Source organism: Microbacterium sp. NPDC086615 (assembly GCF_040686055.1).
Taxonomy (GTDB): Bacteria; Actinomycetota; Actinomycetes; order Actinomycetales; family Microbacteriaceae; genus Microbacterium.
This window is the reverse complement of sequence record NZ_JBFBJJ010000009.1, coordinates 48,862-64,595: the sequence shown is the minus strand read 5'-3', so window position 1 is coordinate 64,595 and position 15,734 is coordinate 48,862. Positions and strand designations below refer to the sequence as shown.

17 protein-coding genes are annotated in these 15,734 nt (G+C 70.1%); 5 read left to right on the top strand and 12 right to left on the bottom strand.

Annotated elements, in window-relative coordinates:
- The first annotated feature begins 30 nt into the window (after positions 1 to 30).
- A complete protein-coding gene (locus AB0O24_RS10620; protein WP_363374741.1) occupies positions 31 to 987 on the top strand; it encodes an isoprenylcysteine carboxylmethyltransferase family protein in 957 nt (318 codons plus the stop codon).
- A gap of 21 nt (positions 988 to 1,008) precedes the next feature.
- Here the strand turns inward: AB0O24_RS10620 and AB0O24_RS10615 are convergent, their stop codons facing one another.
- The 5 genes from AB0O24_RS10615 to AB0O24_RS10595 all read right to left on the bottom strand — a co-directional run bounded on the left by AB0O24_RS10615 (position 1,009) and on the right by AB0O24_RS10595 (position 5,655).
- Entirely contained in the window at positions 1,009 to 2,031 is a 1,023-nt protein-coding gene (locus AB0O24_RS10615; RefSeq protein WP_058629326.1) for a CNNM domain-containing protein, read from the bottom strand.
- Entirely contained in the window at positions 2,028 to 3,431 is a 1,404-nt protein-coding gene (locus AB0O24_RS10610; protein ID WP_363374738.1) for a hemolysin family protein, read from the bottom strand. Before AB0O24_RS10610 ends, AB0O24_RS10615 begins: the two co-directional genes overlap by 4 nt.
- Before the next feature lie 210 nt (positions 3,432 to 3,641).
- Positions 3,642 to 4,337 (bottom strand): hypothetical protein, encoded by a 696-nt coding sequence (locus AB0O24_RS10605; RefSeq protein WP_058626989.1) that lies wholly within the window; start codon positions 4,335 to 4,337, stop codon positions 3,642 to 3,644.
- Positions 4,334 to 5,257: an ABC transporter ATP-binding protein gene (locus tag AB0O24_RS10600; RefSeq protein ID WP_363374734.1), complete on the bottom strand. Its 924-nt coding sequence runs from the start codon at positions 5,255 to 5,257 to the stop codon at positions 4,334 to 4,336. Before AB0O24_RS10600 ends, AB0O24_RS10605 begins: the two co-directional genes overlap by 4 nt.
- Positions 5,254 to 5,655 carry a GntR family transcriptional regulator gene (locus tag AB0O24_RS10595; protein WP_363374731.1) on the bottom strand — a complete coding sequence of 134 codons (402 nt, stop codon included), beginning with the start codon at positions 5,653 to 5,655 and terminating at the stop codon, positions 5,254 to 5,256. The genes AB0O24_RS10600 and AB0O24_RS10595 overlap by 4 nt, the downstream gene beginning before the upstream one ends.
- Before the next feature lie 183 nt (positions 5,656 to 5,838).
- Here AB0O24_RS10595 and AB0O24_RS10590 point away from each other — a divergent pair, with 183 nt between their 5' ends.
- A complete protein-coding gene (locus tag AB0O24_RS10590; protein ID WP_058595621.1) occupies positions 5,839 to 6,165 on the top strand; it encodes a hypothetical protein in 327 nt (108 codons plus the stop codon).
- Between the two features lie 63 nt (positions 6,166 to 6,228).
- Here the strand turns inward: AB0O24_RS10590 and AB0O24_RS10585 are convergent, their stop codons facing one another.
- A complete protein-coding gene (locus AB0O24_RS10585) occupies positions 6,229 to 7,656 on the bottom strand; it encodes a HAMP domain-containing sensor histidine kinase (RefSeq protein ID WP_363374728.1) in 1,428 nt (475 codons plus the stop codon).
- Positions 7,653 to 8,327, bottom strand: a complete 675-nt coding sequence (locus AB0O24_RS10580; RefSeq protein ID WP_058595623.1) for a response regulator transcription factor — start codon at positions 8,325 to 8,327, stop codon at positions 7,653 to 7,655. Before AB0O24_RS10580 ends, AB0O24_RS10585 begins: the two co-directional genes overlap by 4 nt.
- Positions 8,328 to 8,471: 144 nt before the next feature.
- Between AB0O24_RS10580 and AB0O24_RS10575 the strand changes: the two genes are divergently transcribed.
- From AB0O24_RS10575 to AB0O24_RS10565, 3 genes are all read left to right on the top strand, one after another.
- Positions 8,472 to 9,029 carry a hypothetical protein gene (locus tag AB0O24_RS10575; protein WP_363374725.1) on the top strand — a complete coding sequence of 186 codons (558 nt, stop codon included), beginning with the start codon at positions 8,472 to 8,474 and terminating at the stop codon, positions 9,027 to 9,029.
- A 77-nt stretch (positions 9,030 to 9,106) separates the two neighbouring features.
- Positions 9,107 to 10,072 carry a hypothetical protein gene (locus tag AB0O24_RS10570; RefSeq protein ID WP_363374722.1) on the top strand — a complete coding sequence of 322 codons (966 nt, stop codon included), beginning with the start codon at positions 9,107 to 9,109 and terminating at the stop codon, positions 10,070 to 10,072.
- Between the two features lie 142 nt (positions 10,073 to 10,214).
- Positions 10,215 to 10,718: a DUF3145 domain-containing protein gene (locus AB0O24_RS10565; protein WP_363374719.1), complete on the top strand. Its 504-nt coding sequence runs from the start codon at positions 10,215 to 10,217 to the stop codon at positions 10,716 to 10,718.
- 141 nt (positions 10,719 to 10,859) lie between these two features.
- Here AB0O24_RS10565 and AB0O24_RS10560 read toward each other — a convergent pair whose 3' ends face one another.
- The 5 genes from AB0O24_RS10560 to AB0O24_RS10540 form a co-directional block, all read right to left on the bottom strand.
- A complete protein-coding gene (locus AB0O24_RS10560) occupies positions 10,860 to 12,098 on the bottom strand; it encodes a beta-ketoacyl-[acyl-carrier-protein] synthase II (protein WP_363374716.1) in 1,239 nt (412 codons plus the stop codon).
- 68 nt (positions 12,099 to 12,166) lie between these two features.
- Positions 12,167 to 12,415, bottom strand: coding sequence for an acyl carrier protein (locus tag AB0O24_RS10555; protein ID WP_013586517.1), 249 nt, complete (start codon positions 12,413 to 12,415; stop codon positions 12,167 to 12,169).
- 69 nt (positions 12,416 to 12,484) lie between these two features.
- The gene (locus AB0O24_RS10550) at positions 12,485 to 13,489 is read right to left on the bottom strand and encodes a beta-ketoacyl-ACP synthase III (RefSeq protein ID WP_363374714.1); all 1,005 of its coding nucleotides are present in this window, start codon (positions 13,487 to 13,489) and stop codon (positions 12,485 to 12,487) included.
- Positions 13,486 to 14,409, bottom strand: coding sequence for an ACP S-malonyltransferase (locus AB0O24_RS10545; RefSeq protein WP_363374711.1), 924 nt, complete (start codon positions 14,407 to 14,409; stop codon positions 13,486 to 13,488). Before AB0O24_RS10545 ends, AB0O24_RS10550 begins: the two co-directional genes overlap by 4 nt.
- 82 nt (positions 14,410 to 14,491) lie before the next feature.
- Positions 14,492 to 15,727, bottom strand: a complete 1,236-nt coding sequence (locus tag AB0O24_RS10540; protein ID WP_058595720.1) for a PucR family transcriptional regulator — start codon at positions 15,725 to 15,727, stop codon at positions 14,492 to 14,494.
- Positions 15,728 to 15,734 lie beyond the last annotated feature (7 nt).

Here is a 15,734-nt window from a genome sequence, read left to right as displayed (position 1 = left end):
GGCGGAGCGCGCGAGATACTCTCGGTCGAGATGGACACCACCGCTTCTCGCCCCATCGCCCTCGGCCGGCTGTACTTCGCCGCGCAGGCGCTCGCCGGCGCGGCATGGTGGGTCTTCGTCTTCGCCGCTCCGTTCGTCCGCACCGCGACCCTCGGCGACCTCGACCCCGCGCTCGTCGCGATGCTCGACATCCCCCTGTTCGTCGTGGCATCCGCGCTCGCGGTCCTCCCCGGCCGCGCGGGCCGCATCGCCGCTCTCGTCGCGACCGCGTGGACACTGCTCGTGACCTCGGCCCTCGCCGTGTACGCCACCGTCACGGGTCTGGCCGGGTGGGGAGTGGTCGCGATGTTCGCCGCCACCACGTGCTCGGTCCTCGCACTGTTCCTGCTCTGGCTCGGCCGCGTTCCCACGAACTGGCTGCTCGTCGGACCGTTCGCCTTTCGCCGAGCACGCCCGCGCCGGACGCCGATCGCCCACGTCGTCGCCACGACCGCTCAGATCGTCGTGTTCTGGGGGCTGTTCCTCGTCGTATTCCCCCTCGTGATCTGGGTCCTCGAGAAGCGGTGGGGTCTCGCGGCCCCCGTGCCCGCGTGGGTGACCCTGGTCGGTGCCGCAGTGGTGCTCGCCGCCAGCGCCCTCGGCCTCGCGTCGGCCGCCGCGATCACGGTGAAGGGCGACGGAACGCCGCTGCCGTCCGCGATGCCGAATCGTCTCGTGATCGCCGGTCCCTACCGGTGGGTGCGCAATCCGATGGCTCTCGCGGGAATCGCTCAGGGCGTCGGTGTCGGGCTCATCCTGCAGTCGTGGCTCGTCGTGGTCTACGCGCTGGCGGGGTCGCTGGTCTGGAACTACGCGATCCGTCCGCACGAGGAGGCCGACCTCGAGGCGAGCTTCGGAGACGACTACCGCCGGTATCGCGACGAGGTGCGCTGCTGGATTCCCGGTCGCCGCCGACACACGGCGAAGGCCCCGCTCGCACGCACGTGAGAACGGGGCCTTCGCGAACGATCACCGCGTGACGTCGACGAGTTCGCCGGGCCCCGGCAGGATCTCGCGCAAAAGGTCGTCGAGCGTGACGACGCCCACGAGCCGGTCGCCGTCCACGACGGTGGCCAGCTGCACCCGGCCGCGACGCATCCTCGCCAGGGCGTCGTACGCCGAGGCCTCCGGCTCCAGCACGAGCGGCTCTCGCGCGATGTCGAGCGCCGGGGTCGCGGGGTCGACGGTCAGCGTGTCTCGCACGTGGGCGACCCGCGACGACGCTCCCGCACCGACGAGGATCCGCAGGTGCGTCGACGCGGCCGCGACCGCCTGGATGTCGGCGACCGTGGCATCCGTCGGCACACTCGTGGGGGAGCGGTCCGTCCGGACGATGTCGCCCACCGTCAGGGTGCCGAGCGCGATCGCCTGCGCGATCGGCTCCGAGTACTGCTCCTCGAGCGTGCCGGCCTGGCGCGAATGCGCGACGAGCTCGCGGATCGTATCGGCGTCCTGACCGCCCGCGGCCGCCTTGTCGACCGGCTCGACACCCGACGCCTTCACGAGGCGGTTCGCGATGTGGTTGATCCACAACAGGAACGGGCGCAGCGGCCAGGTCAGCGCACGGGCCAGGATGCCGGTGGCCTTCGCCGCGGTCTCGGGATGCGCGATCGCCCACGACTTCGGGGCCATCTCGCCGATCACGAGGTGAAGGAACGTGACGACGATCAGCGCGAGCATGAACGCGATGATGTCGGCGAGGACGTAGGGGAGACCCCAGGTCTCGAACACCGGGGCGAGGGCGTAGTCGATCGCCGGCTTCGTGATCGCCCCGAGCAGGAAGGTGCAGGCCGTGATGCCGAGCTGCGCGAAAGCGAGCATGACGGTGAGCTCGTTGACGCCACGCAGGGCCGCGCGGGCGGAGGCGCTCGTGGCGGCCTCCTCTTCGAGGCGATGTCGGCGGGCGGCGAGGAGGGCGAACTCCACGATCACGAAGAACGCACTCGCGATGATCAGCAGTGCCGTGATGAGGGCAACGATCCAGCCGTTCATCGGGCCACCTCCTCATCGACGCTCGGCGCTTCGTCGGCGGGCTCGGCATCCCGATCCACCTCATGCAGGCGGACCGCGAGCTGCGAGGGCACGTGCCGGTCGACCTCGACGACCTCCACGGTCAGCCAGCGCTCGATCTCGAGGCCCTGAACTGTTTCGGACGGTTTCTCGGGCAGGTCGACGCGCACCACCGCGCCGATCGCGGGGAGGTCGCCGTGGGTCTCGATGACCAGACCCGCAGCCGTCTCGGCGTCCGTCTCGGCCAGGTCGTGGCCGATCACGCGCTCGAGCTCGTCGAGGTGCAGATCTCCGGGCACGTTCCACGCGTCGTCGCCCACGACGGCGACCTCGGACGTCTCGATATCGTGCTCGTCGGAGAGCTCGCCGATCACCTCTTCGGTGAGGTCTTCGATCGTCAGGATGCCGTCGAAGTTGCCGTACTCGTCGACCACGCACGCGAGCTCGTTGCGGGTCCTGCGCATGCGGTCGAGGGCGACCGGCAGCATCATCGAGGTCGGGAGGACGACGGCGGGCCGCATGACCGTCGACACGAGGGCGTCGTCCGCCGGCTGCTCGCGCAGCAGGTCGATCAACTCGACGACGCCGACGGGGGAGTCCTCGTCGCCGATGACGGGGTAGCGCGTGTGTCCGGATGCCATGAGGGCACGCACCTCACCGACCGTCGTCTCGGGGGTCACCGAGTCGATCTGCGAGCGCGGGATCATGGCGTGCTCGACGTCGCGCTGGGGGAAGTCGAGGATGCGGTCGATGATGATCGACAGATCGTCGGGGAGGTCACCGCTCTGGCGGGACTCCTCGATGATCGCCTCGAGGTCGCGTGCCGTCGCGCTCTCGTCGACGTCCTCGAGAGGTTCGATGCGCAGCAGACGCAGGAGCGCGTTGGCCGCGACATCGAAGAAGGTGATGAGCCACCCGAAGAGCAGGAGGTAGATGCGCGTCGGGACGGCGAGGGCGCGCGCCAACGGCTCGGGGCTCGCGATCGCGAGGTTCTTCGGATAGAGCTCTCCGAAGATCATCGTCACGACGGTGGCGAGCAGTAGGGCACCGACGGTGCCGATGAGGATCGAGACGCCCGGGTCGATACCCACGCCGCCGAGCAGCGTGCCCAGTGATACACCGATGAGCGGTTCGGCGACGTAACCGATCAACAGACCGGTCACCGTGATGCCCAACTGCGCGCCGGAGAGCATGAACGACGTGCGCTTCGTGATGGCGAGCACGCGCTTGGCCTGCGCGTCGCCCTTCTCCGCCAGCGCCGCCATGCGCGAACGGTCGACCGACATGTACGCGAACTCCTGCGCGACGAAGAAGCCGCAGGCGACGATGATCGCCAGAGTCACGATGACGCCCAACAGAAGAGTCAGGACCGCAGCCAGCATCAGATTTCACCCCCTCTCGAAACGAGGGGGCTCGAAGATCGGCCCTCCTGGTCGGGGGAGGTTCGGTGATGGCTCACGGGGTTTCTCTCTCGTGGGTCGGTTGATCGAAGATCGTCCTCAACTGTATCGAGGCGACGACACGCCCGGCTGGGGATTGACCGCGTAAAAGGGGCCGGACCGCGGCGCGGTCCGGCCCCCTTTCCCGCGCGATTACGGAGTCGCGCGACGCAGGGTGAGGAACGACGAGGACGCGAGGGCGGCGATCAGCACCAGCCCCCAGAGCGCCATCCCGAAGGCCCCGAGCGCAGCCCCGCCCTCGACAACGGCGGGCCACGACCGGGTGAGTGTGATGAGCGCGATGATCGCGACCAGGAGGAGCCCCACACCGACCAGGGTGACGGTGAGGACGAGCGTTCCGAAGCGCTTGAAGATCGTCGCCGCCCAGAATCCGATGACGAAGAAGAACATCGCGACGGCGAAGGAGGTCACTCCGGCCGCGACGGGACCAGCCTCCCAGAGCCAGGGCATGTAGAAGAAGTACCCGTTCATGCCGTACCCACCCGTCGCCTGCTCGACGAGGCCGCCGATGACGGAGATCGTCGAGAGCACGACAGCCGTGATCCCCGCTGTCAGCAGGGTCCCCGTGAAGAACTCACGACGCGTGACGCTCATCGCCTGGGAGAAGGGGAACGTGCGGGTCAGCGCCTGGGCGCCGACCACGCCGAAGTACCACAGCGGGGCCTGGGCGCCGCCGCTGATCTTGACGCCGTCGACGCCCGCCGCGGCGATGATCCCGTACACCAGGAGGCTCAGCCCCAAGGCTCCGAACAGGATGATCAACGGCAGCCAGAGGAACGTCTGACGGTTGATCAGCTGCAGACGGACCACGTTCAGCGTGCGGTTCATCGCAGCGCTCCTTCCGGGAGGGAGGCGCCGACCGTGGCGGCGGCGCGTGGGCTGGTGTTCTGCGTGCGACGCACGATGAGTTGCTGCAGCGATACCGGGGCGACCTCGAGCCGCGCCTCGACGAGCGCCCGGCGGTCCGCCGGGGTGAGCTCGCCGACGACGGTGACGGATGCCACGCCGCCGAGGCTCTCGCGATGGATGACCTCGCGCCCCAGGCAGAAGGCGTCCACCGCGATCGAGTCACCGACGATCGTCACGGCACTGTGGCGCACGGCATCCGTGTCCTCGTCCATGACGATGCGTCCACCGTCGAGCACGATGACCTTCTCGAGGAGGTTGGCGACCTCGTCGATCAGGTGGCTCGACAGGATGATCGTGCGCGGATGCTCGGCGTAGTCCTCGAGCAAGCGGTCGTAGAAGATCTGTCGGGCGACCGCGTCGAGGCCGAGGTACGGCTCGTCGAAGAAGGTGATCTCGGAGCGGGAGGCGAGGCCGATGATGACGCCGACCGCCGAGAGCTGTCCGCGCGAGAGCTTCTTGATCGTCCGCTTCAGCGGAAGCTGGAACTCCTCGACAAGACGGTCGGCGAATGCCTGATCCCAGTCCGGGAAGAACAGACGGGCGGCCCGGAAGGCGTGGGCGGGCTGAGCGTCATCGGGATACTTCTGGCTTTCGCGGACGAAGCACATGCGCGAGAGGACGCGCGGGTTCTCGTACGGGTCCTCGCCGAAGACGCGGGCCTGCCCGCTCGACGCGAAGTTCTGCGCGGTGAGGATGGACATGAGGGTGGTCTTGCCGGCACCGTTGCGGCCGAGCAGACCGTAGATGGAGTCCTTCTCGATCCGGAACGACACGTCGTTGAGGGCGAGTCCGCCCCGGTAACGCTTGGTGAGGCCCGTGGCCTCGATCACGGCGGTCATCGTGCGACTCCTTCGGTGCGGGGGGAGGGGATGGCGGAGGCGAGCTGCGCGCGCTCGCGGATGAGATCGGCGAGGTCGTCCGGACCGAGACCGAGAGTGCGGGCTTCGGCGAGGAGGGGTTCGACGAAGCGGTCGGCGAAGGCCGTGCGGCGCTCGCGAAGCAGGGTGTCACGCGCGCCCGAGGCGACGAACATGCCGATGCCTCGCCGTTTGTAGAGGACGCCCTTGTCGACGAGCACGGTGATTCCTTTCGCGGCGGTGGCGGGGTTGATGCGGTGGAACGCGGCGAGTTCGTTCGTGGAGGGCGCACGTGTCTCCTCGGCGAGCGAGCCATCGACGATGGCGTCTTCGACGCTCTCGGCGATCTGGAGGAACAGCGCCCTGCCGTCGTCGATCATGCGATCTCCGTCCATTGGTTCATTACTTGACTAAGTAACCATGCAACGCGTGGCCGAGCCGTGTCAAGACCGGAGATACTTCGCGGCGTGAGATACTAAGTGCACCCCGCATTGCTGCGCTTCCCGGCGCGGTCCCGCCCCTTGCATCACAGGACTCTTCATCGCGCCAGAAAAGGACCAGCCGTGGGACGCCTCATCTACCGTGATCGCGCATCGTTCGACATCGACGACCGCATCCTTGCCCACCTTCGCATCGTCATCATGAACAAGTTGCGCCGCAACGAGGGGTTCATGCTGCAGCTTCCCGTCAACGAGGGAGTCCGCCAGGCCAGCATCTGGGTGCACGCCTCGAACGCCCTCGTGCTGCAGTTCTACGGCGGCCGCGAGCCGTCGATCGACCGCGAACTCGTGGATCAGATGATGCACGACGCCAGCAGCGCCGATGGGCTCACGCTCCTCTCGACGGGCCCGGTCATCGCGGCCGCCCCGCCGTCGCGCGTCGCACGCTGACGCGCGCACTGCACGACGCGCTGCGTCGAACGCGCCCCGCATGGGCGAGCGCGCCGCGCCGACTCAACCCCGGCGCTCGCCGCGGAGGAGGGTGACGACGAAGAGCGCCCCTCCCTCGTTCGGCAGGCAGCGGACGTCACCACCATGTGCACGCGCGATCCCACGCGCAATGGGCAGGCCGAGACCCACGCCCGTCGCAGAGCGCGCGGGATCCAGGCGCACGAGTCGGTCGAAGATGCGCTCACGGTCCTCGGGGGCGACCCCGGGCCCGTCGTCGGCCACCGTCAGCGTGACCTCCGTCGCGCCCTCCTCCACGCCGACACGCACCGATCCGCGACCGCCCGTCGCACGAGCGGCGTTCTCGATGAGGTTCGACAGCACCTGGCCGATGCGGTCCACGTCGACGGATGCCACGACAGGGGCGTCCGGAACCGTCGCCCGCAGGTCGAGATGGGGGTAGAGCAGCGGTGCCCGCTCCGCCTCCGCCCGCACGAGACCCCGAAGGTCGACGTCGGCTCGGGTGAGTTCGAGGCCCCGGTCGACCCGGGCCATCATCAACAGGTCATCGACGAGGCGCGAGGCGCGAGCGGCCTCTCGAGCCACCTGCGCGGCGAGCACCTCGCGATCGGGTCCGTCGAGATCGGCGCGTACGAGGGTGTCGGCGGCGGCGCGGATGCCCGCGACCGGCGTCCGCAGCTCGTGCGCCGCGTCCGAGAGGAAGGCGCGCAATCGCCGTTCGGCGTCGCGCGCGGCCTCCTCGGCACCGACGACATCGTCGAGCATGTCGTCGAGAGCGGTCGCGACGCGGCCGATCTCGGTGTCCGGCCGCGTCGGCCGCAACCGGCGGCCGCGCTCGCCCGCACCGATCGAGCGCGCGACCTCCGACACCTGGTCCAGCGGCCGGAGCGTCGCGCGCACGATGACGATCACCGCTCCAGCAGCGATGGCCAGAACGACAGCGGACGCGATCGCCATGATCCACCGGACCTGGACAAGGGTGTCCTCGATCCCGACCGCGGATGCCGTGAGCGTGATCGTGGACCCATCGCTCAGCGTCGAGCTCAACGTGACGAGATCGTCGTCGCCGCCGATCGTCGAGGCGACGATCGTGACGGCCGACTCGCTCGCCGTCGGCTGGGGCGCCGATCGCGAGCCCGGTCCCGGTCCACCCGGCCCCGGCGGTCCCTCGCGTAGTTGATCGGGACTGGGACCCGCGACGACCGAGCCGCCCGTCGCGCTGTCGATGCGCACGGCGAGGCCCTGATCCGACAGACGCTCGGCCAGATCGGTGTCATCGACGGTGCCGACGAGCGAGGCGGCGGCTGCCGCGCGGTCGCGCAGCCGCTCTTCGATCTGCCCCCGCAGGCGCGCACCCAGCGCGACATCGACGACGACCGAGAGCACGACGAGCAACACGGCGACCAGCGCGAGGACGGCGACGATCGTGCGGCGCCGGAGCGAACCCGACCGCAGGGCCGGCGATGGCATCATGGCGTGACGCTCAATCGGTAGCCCAGACCCCGGACGGTGTGGATGAGACGCGGTCCGCGCGTCTCCATCTTGCGTCGCAGAGCGCTGAGGTGCACCTCGACGAGGTTCGGGTCGTAGTCGTCGTACCCCCACACCTGGGTGAGGATCTGCCCCTTCGACAGGGTGCGGCCGCGGCTCTCCGCGAACAACTGCAGCAGGCGGAACTCGGTCGCCGTGAGATCGAGCGCCCCACCGGCGCGGTGGGCGATCGCCGCGTCCGGGTCGACGACCAGATCCCCGACCGCGATGGTCTGGGGAAGGCGCCCCCGACGGCGCAGCACCGCACCCACGCGTGCCACGAGCTCGGCCACGGTGAACGGCTTGGTCACGTAGTCGTCCGCGCCCTCGGCGAAGCCCCGCAGGCGATCGTCGACCTCGTCGCGCGCCGTGAGCATGATCACGGCGGTGTCGCCCTCGGCATGGATCACCGGGAGCAGCCGGATGCCGGCGGGCCCCGGCATCATCCAGTCCAGCACCACGAGGTCGGGGCGGAACGCACGCAGACGCGCCGTCAGATCACCGCCGTCGGGTGCCCCCTCCGCGACGAAGCCCTCCGCGCGCAGCGCGGTGACGACGCTGATGCGGATGGTCTCGTCGTCGTCGAGGACGAGGACGCGGGCAGGGGTGGGCACCCCGTCACGGTACGACCGCGCCCTGTGCGCTTCTTATGCGTTGGCTATGGCATCCAGTGCCGTGAGCAAGCTTCAGGTTCGCTTCAGTCCTGCCTCCAAGGCTGGGCTTACCGCCGGGAATCCTCCGGCCCAGGAAGGAACATCATGACCGACGACGACAACCCGACACTCCCTCTGCCGCGCACCGAGGAGCAGCCCGAACCGCAGCGGCGCCGTTGGACGCGACCCGCGCTGATCGCCGGTGCCGTGGTCGTGGCGCTCGGCCTCGCCGGAGGCTCCGCCGCGATCGCCTCGCAGTCCGGTGCTCCCCTCGCCCTCGCGGGGGGCTCGACGACGTCCGCCCCGAGCGCTGACGGCGGCAGCGGGCCGGGCACCGCACCGATGCCGGGCGCCACCCCGACCGATGCCCCCACCCCCGGCGCCGATGTCCCGACTCCTGGCGCCGAGGCCACGCCTCCCGCCACGCCGGGCGACGGTGCCGGACCGGGCGCGTGCGAGCCGGGCGCGAAGGGTCCCGGGGGACCGGGTGCCGGGGGCCCGGGTGCCGCCACGCCTCCCGCGGACGGACAGGCGCCCACTCCTCCCGCCCCGCCCGCGGACGGGCAGGCGCCGACCCCACCCGCGCCTCCCGCCGACGGACAGGCCCCCACCCCGCCCACCGGTGGGCAGGCGCCGACCACGCCCCCGACTCCGGGCAGCTGATGACCGACCCGCGCTGACCGCCGCGCCGCACGTTCGACGTGCAGGCCGCGGTCAGCGCGGTGAGGCACGATCGATGCATGACCACACGGCGATCTCCGGCCCGCCGCGTCGCCTCTTCGCGCCGGACACCTGCGCGCCGGACACCTCCGCGCCGGACGCCTCGGAGCCGCGCGCGGCGCCGCTCCCGCGCGGCGACGCTGCGTCGCCGCCGCCTCGCCGTCGGCATCCTCGTCGCGATCGGCGCCCTCTCCATCGTCGGGCTCCTCGTCGCAGCCTTCATCCCCCTGCTCAGCCTCGGTGCCGCGTGGAACACCGAGATGAAGGACGAGGTGAAGAAGGAGAGCATGGACCTCTCAACCTTCGACCCCGGCCGCCTGATCGACGATGCGGACTTCTACGACGGCGACGCGATGACCGCCGACGAGATCCAGCGATTCCTCGACGAGAAGGTGGGGGAGTGCCGGACCGACACCTGCCTCAACGTCCTGCGGACGACCCTCCCCGGCCGCGACAGGCTCGTCTCGGATGCCACGGGCGAGACCATCTGCGAAGCGATCGACGGGGGCGAACTCACGGCCGCGGAGATCATCGATCGGGTGCAGCGCGCGTGCGGCATCTCCGCGAAGGTCCTGCTCGTGACACTCCAGAAGGAGCAGAGTCTCGTGTCGGGCCGCACGGCTCGAGCGCCCGACGACGCAGCGCTCGGGGCCGCGATGGGCGCGCGCTGCCCCGATACCGCTCCGTGCGATCCCGGTCTCGCCGGGTTCGCCTCGCAGGTCGTGCAGGGCGCCACCGACCTCAAGTCGTACAGCGCCTCGGACTTCATGCGCCAGCCGGGTACGCACTGGATCGCGTTCTCGCCCGACCCCGACTGCGGCGGCTCCGAAGTCGCGATCGAGAACGAGGCCACCGCCGCCCTGTACAACTACACGCCGTACCAACCCAACCCCGCGGCTCTCGCCGCAACGTGGGGGACGGGCGACGCGTGCTCGGCGTACGGCAATCGCAACTTCGCGCTCTACTGGTCTCTCTGGTTCGGCTGACGGCCCGCGCCCGGATCATGCACGGGCGAATCACAGTGTTGTGATTTCGTTATGAACGGGCGATAATGACCGAGACAACCGAACATCGCCGTGAACTCCATCACAGGTCGTAGGGGAAGACGTACCTGACGAAGGAGAGACCATGGCGACCACGTCTTCGCGCGGAGTGATCCTGATCCACTCCGCGCCCCGCGCGTTGTGCCCCCACCTCGAGTGGGCGGTGGGACGCGCTCTCGGCCGTGCCGTGAACTTCGACTGGACCGACCAGCCGGTCCTCGCGGGTAGTCGACGAGCCGAGTTCTACTGGGAGGGTCCCGTCGGCTCCGGCGCAGCTCTCGCGAGCGCAATCCGCGGGTGGGAGCACCTTCGCTTCGAGGTCAGCGAAGATCCGACCCCGCGCAGCGACGGTGGTCGCTGGATGCACACGCCGGGTCTCGGCATCCACTACGCGCAGACCGACGCCGCCGGGAACGTCGTCATCGGCGAGGACCGCGTGCGCTACGCCATGGAGGTCGCGGCGGGCGACGCGTTTGAATTGAAGCGTGAGCTCGACGTCGCGCTGGGTTCCGCGTGGGACGAAGAACTCGAGCCGTTCCGTCATGCCGGAGACGATCAGCAGATCGTCTGGCTGCACAAGGTCGGCTGAAACCGTCGGGCGGGGAGGCGCCATTACCGGACGTCGGTGATCATTCCCGGCACCGAGACCGCGTATCCCCTCCCGATCGAAAGACGAACGCCCCCGCCATCCCCGAAGCAGTCGGGGGATGCCGGGGGCGTTCGGCTGTGATCAGACCGACGCGATCGCGACGACGGCGTTGTGACCGCCGAAGCCGAACGAGTTGCTGATCGCGAGCTGGTCGCCCGCCCCCAGCTCGACCGGCGAACCGGAGAGGGCGAAGGGGACCTCGGGGTCCTGCTCGGTGAGGTTGATCGTGGGAGGAGCCACGCGGTTCTGCAGGGCGAGGACGGTGAAGATCGCCTCGAGGGCGCCCGTTCCTCCGAGCAGGTGGCCCGTGGAGGCTTTGGTGGCCGAGACGGGAATCTCGTCGACGCGCTCTCCGAACACCGCGCGCAGCGCCTGGTACTCGTTGGGGTCGCCGACGGGCGTCGAGGTGGCGTGGGCATTGATGTGGGTGACGTCGTCGACAGACGCGCCCGCCATGTCGAGGGCCATGCGCACGGCACGAGCGGCACCGCGTCCCTCGGGGTCGTTCGCGGTGATGTGGTACGAGTCAGCGGTCACGCCGCCGCCCACGATCGAGGCGTAGATCTTCGCCCCGCGGGCTTTCGCGTGCTCCTCGGTCTCGAGGATCAGCACGCCGGCGCCCTCGCCCATGACGAAGCCGTCGCGGTCGATGCTCGCCGGGCGGGACGCGGTCTCGGGGGAGTCGTTGCGCTTCGACAGCGCCTGCATCGACGCGAACGACGCGATCGTGATCGGGTGGATCGCCGATTCGGTGCCGCCGGCGATCACGACGTCGGCGAGGCCGTCGCGGATGTGCTGCACAGCGTTGACGATCGACTCGGTGCTCGACGCGCAAGCAGACGCCACCGTCCGGGCGAAGGCGCGTGCGTTGAAGTGGAGCGACAGGTTTCCGGCTGCCGCGTTGGGCATGAGCATCGGCACCGTCATCGGCATGACGCGGCGCGGGCCCTTCTCGCGCAGGACGTCCCACGCGTCGAGGAGCGTCCAGACACCACCGATGCCGGTGGCGAAGTCGACGCCGAGACGGTCGGGGTCGATGTCGGGTGCGCCCGCGTCTTCCCACGCTTCCTTCGCCGCGACCATCGCGAGCTGCGACGACGGGTCGAGTCGCTTGGCGATGGGGCGCTCGAGAACGGTCTCGGGGCGGACGAGCGCCTCGGCGGCGAAGGTGACGGGAAGCTGATACTTCTCGACCCACTCGTGCTCGAGTGTGCGCGCGCCGGAAGTGCCGGCCAGCAGGGCGGACCAGCTCTCGGGGGCCGTCGCGCCGATGGGCGAGGTGGCTCCGATGCCGGTGACGACGATGCGGGGTGTGCTCATGGGGTGCGAATCCTTGCTCGGGACCGATGGGACCTGACCGGTGGGGGCCGAAGCCCCCACCGGGAGAATCAGGCCTGGTTCGAGGTGATGAAGGTGACGGCGTCGCCGACGGTCTTGAGGTTCTTGACCTCGTCGTCGGGGATCGTGACGCCGAACTTCTCCTCGGCGTTGACGACGATCGTCATCATCGAGATGGAGTCGATGTCGAGGTCGTCGGTGAACGACTTCTCGAGGGCGACCTCGTCGGCCGAGATGCCCGTCTCGTCGGTGATGAGCTCGGCAAGGCCGGCGAGAACCTCGTCGTTGGTGAATGCCATGATGTCTCCTGTTTTCTTGGGGGTTGGGCCCGACGGGCCCCGATCAGTCTAGGGTTCGGTGCCGTCGCGTCAGGGGAGCACGACGACCTGCGCGCCGAAGACCAGACCGGCGCCGAAGCCGATCTGGAGTGCCAGTCCGCCGCTCAGCTCCGGGTGCTCCTCGAGCAGCCGGTGAGTGGCGAGAGGGATGGATGCCGCGGACGTGTTGCCCGTGGTCTCGATATCACGACCGATGACCACCGTTTCGGGCAGCCCGAGCTGCTTGGCGAACTCGTCGATGATGCGCATGTTCGCCTGGTGCGGAACGAAGGCCGCGAGATCGCCCGGCTCGATGCCGGCGGCCTCGATGGCCTGACGAGCGACCTTCACCATCTCCCAGACGGCCCAACGGAACACCGTCGGTCCCTCTTGGCGCAGGGTCGGCCACGGCGCCGCCCCGTCGCGGAACTCGGTCAGCGTGGCGTTCATTCCCACGGCATCCGCCTTCGAACCGTCGGATCCCCAGATGGTGGGGCCGATGCCGGGGGTCTCGCTCGGTCCGACGACGACCGCCCCTGCTCCGTCACCGAGCAGGAACGAGATGCTCCGGTCGGTCGGGTCGACGATGTCGCTCAGCTTCTCGGCGCCGACGACGACCACGTGCTTCGCGAGGCCGCCGCGGATCAGCGCGTCCGCCTGGCCCACGCCGTAGGCGAACCCGGCGCATGCCGCGTTGACGTCGTACGCGGCCGCGGGGTTCGCGCCGATCCGGTCGGCGACGATCGCGGAGGCGGACGGGGTCTGCTTCGGATTGCTGATGGTCGCGACGATCACGGCGTCGATGTCGGAGGGGTTCACTCCCGACTTCTCGACGGCCTCGCGCGCGGCCTCGGAGGCCAGGTCGATGGCATCCGTCTCTTTGTTCGCGCGGACGCGCGTGACGATGCCCGTGCGCTGACGGATCCACTCGTCGCTCGAGTCGATCGGCCCGACGAGGTCGTCGTTGGGCACGAAGTTCTCGCCGCGGGCGGCGCCGTACGCGTAGATCCGCGTGTGCGCCGGCCCCTGCAGCTGACGGAGGGTGGGGGTGCTCATGCCTGGATGTCTTCTTTCAGGAGTGAGACGGCCGCGTCGAGGTCGTCGGGGGTCTTGACCGCCACGGTGGGCGTGCCGCGCAGAGCGCGCTTGGCGAGTCCCGTCAGCGCTCCGGCGGGGGAGAGTTCGATGATGCCGGTCACGCCCTGCTCGGCGAACGACGCCATGCAGCGGTCCCAGCGCACGGGCGACGCCACCTGCGCGACGACGAGGTCGAGAGCGCGGCGCCCCTCGGCGACGACGGAACCGTCGGAGTTGGTCCAGAGGGTGAGACCCGGGTCGGACACCGCGACATCGGCAGCTGCCGCACGCAGCGTCTCGACGGCGGGCTCCATGAAACGCGTGTGGAAGGCACCGGCGACCTGCAGCGGGATGACCCGCGCGCCGCGCGGCGCCTCGGCCGCCAGCTCGGCGAGAGCGGGCAGCTCGCCCGCCGCGACGATCTGGCCACCGCCGTTGTAGTTGGCCGGGGTGAGGCCCAGGGCCTCGAGGCGCTCGAGGACGACCGCCTCGTCGCCCCCGACGACCGCGCTCATGCCCGTCTCGGTGACGGCCGCGGCTTCGGCCATGGCGCGTCCGCGCAGACCGACGAGGCGCAGTGCATCGTTCTCGGTCAGGACACCGGATGCCGCCAGCGCGGCGATCTCGCCGACCGAATGCCCCGCGACCCCGGCGACGGCGCTTCCGGAGCGCTGCGTCAGAGCGGACCACGACAGCAGGCTCGCCGCGACGATGAGCGGCTGGGCGACACTCGTGTCGCGGATGCGGTCGGCATCCCACTCGGTGCCGGCGGCGACGAGGTCGACACCCGCCTGCTCGGAGTACGCGGCGAGACGCTCGCGCGCCCCGTCGAGTTCGAGCCACGGCGTGAGGAACCCAGGGGTCTGCGACCCCTGCCCGGGGAAGACGGCGATGATCACGGTCCCATCCTGCCAAGGATCGAGCGCCGTCTTATGGAGGTATCGACACAGATATGCGGCGTGCCTTTGTGCGAGCCGTGCATCACCGGGGTGCGACGGGGCGGCGCCCCGCGGCTCCACGTCGCCGTGTGGCGTCGGTTCCGATCGACCCGAGAATGAGCGCGGTCTGCAGGATGAGCGCCTCGCGAGGGCCGGTGGCATCCCATCCGATCACCTCGGAGACGCGCTTGAGGCGGTACCGGACCGTGTTCGGGTGCACGTACAGCTCACGAGCGGTCGCCTCGAGGGAGCGGCCGTTGTCGAGGTAGCTCCAGAGCGTCGCGACCAGATCGGTGCTGTGCGCTTGGAGGGGCCGGTAGACGCGATCCACCAGCGTCTGCTTCGCCACCGCGTCTCCGGCGAGAGCGCGCTCGGGCAGCAGGTCGTCGGCCTCCACCGGACGCGGCGCGTTGCGCCACGCGCGCGCGACGGCGAAGCCCGCGAGCGCCGCGCGGGCGCTCTGACCGGCGTCGACGAGAGCCGCGACCGGGGGGCCGAGCACCAGGTGGCCCGACCCGAACCCGGGTTCGAGCCGCTTGGCGATCTCGGTGAACGGGAGCTCGGTCGTGTCGTCGCCACCCCGCGCGGGCAGTTCGGCTCGGCCGAGCACGAGGACGAGACGAGACCCCTGGACGCCGATGAGCACGTCGACTCCGAGCTTGCGCGCCGTGCGGCGCACCTGATCGACGTCGAACTGCGGGGGAGTCGTCCCGACGAGGACGGCGACCTCTCCGTGCCCGTGCCATCCGAGGGCGGCGATGCGGCTGGGCAGTTCTTCATCGGCCTCGCCCGTGAGGATCGAGTCGACCACGAGCGCCTCGAGACGCGCGTCCCAGAGGCCGCGTGCCTCCGCGGCACGCGCATAGACGTCGGCGGCGGCGAACGCGACCTCGCGCGAGTACAGGAGCATCGCCTCGCGCACACTCTTGCTCCGCCCGGCGACGCGCTCCTCCATCACCTCGACGGTGACGCGGACGAGTTGCAGCGTCTGCGTCAGGCTCACGCTGCGCAAGAGCTCGCGCGGAGCCGCCGCGAAGATGTCCGACGCGATCGCCGGGGTCTGCGCGGGATCCTCGACCCACTGCGTGAACGACGTGATGCCCGCCTGGGCCACGAGGCCGACGGCCGAGCGCCGGGCCGGCGGCATCCCGGCGTACCAGGGGAGGGTCTCTTCGAGGCGCTGGATCGTGGCCGTCGCGAGGTCGCCGGAGATCCGGCGCAACCACACGAGGGTCTCTTCCTTGTCGCGTGCGACGCGGTCGAGGCCGTCGCGCGAAATGCGGTCG

Bases quoted from the DNA above. Each gene is read 5' to 3' on its own strand.
- AB0O24_RS10550 (WP_363374714.1), bottom strand. From the start codon at position 13,489: ATGAGCACCCCCACCCTCCGTCAGCTGCAGGGGCCGGCGCACACGCGG.
- AB0O24_RS10575 (WP_363374725.1), top strand. From the start codon at position 8,472: ATGACCGACGACGACAACCCGACACTCCCTCTGCCGCGCACCGAGGAG.
- AB0O24_RS10585 (WP_363374728.1), bottom strand. From the start codon at position 7,656: ATGATGCCATCGCCGGCCCTGCGGTCGGGTTCGCTCCGGCGCCGCACG.
- AB0O24_RS10615 (WP_058629326.1), bottom strand. From the start codon at position 2,031: ATGAACGGCTGGATCGTTGCCCTCATCACGGCACTGCTGATCATCGCG.
- AB0O24_RS10595 (WP_363374731.1), bottom strand. From the start codon at position 5,655: ATGATCGACGACGGCAGGGCGCTGTTCCTCCAGATCGCCGAGAGCGTC.
- AB0O24_RS10605 (WP_058626989.1), bottom strand. From the start codon at position 4,337: ATGAACCGCACGCTGAACGTGGTCCGTCTGCAGCTGATCAACCGTCAG.
- AB0O24_RS10600 (WP_363374734.1), bottom strand. From the start codon at position 5,257: ATGACCGCCGTGATCGAGGCCACGGGCCTCACCAAGCGTTACCGGGGC.
- AB0O24_RS10560 (WP_363374716.1), bottom strand. From the start codon at position 12,098: ATGAGCACACCCCGCATCGTCGTCACCGGCATCGGAGCCACCTCGCCC.
- AB0O24_RS10555 (WP_013586517.1), bottom strand. From the start codon at position 12,415: ATGGCATTCACCAACGACGAGGTTCTCGCCGGCCTTGCCGAGCTCATC.
- AB0O24_RS10565 (WP_363374719.1), top strand. From the start codon at position 10,215: ATGGCGACCACGTCTTCGCGCGGAGTGATCCTGATCCACTCCGCGCCC.
- AB0O24_RS10570 (WP_363374722.1), top strand. From the start codon at position 9,107: ATGACCACACGGCGATCTCCGGCCCGCCGCGTCGCCTCTTCGCGCCGG.
- AB0O24_RS10620 (WP_363374741.1), top strand. From the start codon at position 31: ATGGACACCACCGCTTCTCGCCCCATCGCCCTCGGCCGGCTGTACTTC.
- AB0O24_RS10610 (WP_363374738.1), bottom strand. From the start codon at position 3,431: ATGCTGGCTGCGGTCCTGACTCTTCTGTTGGGCGTCATCGTGACTCTG.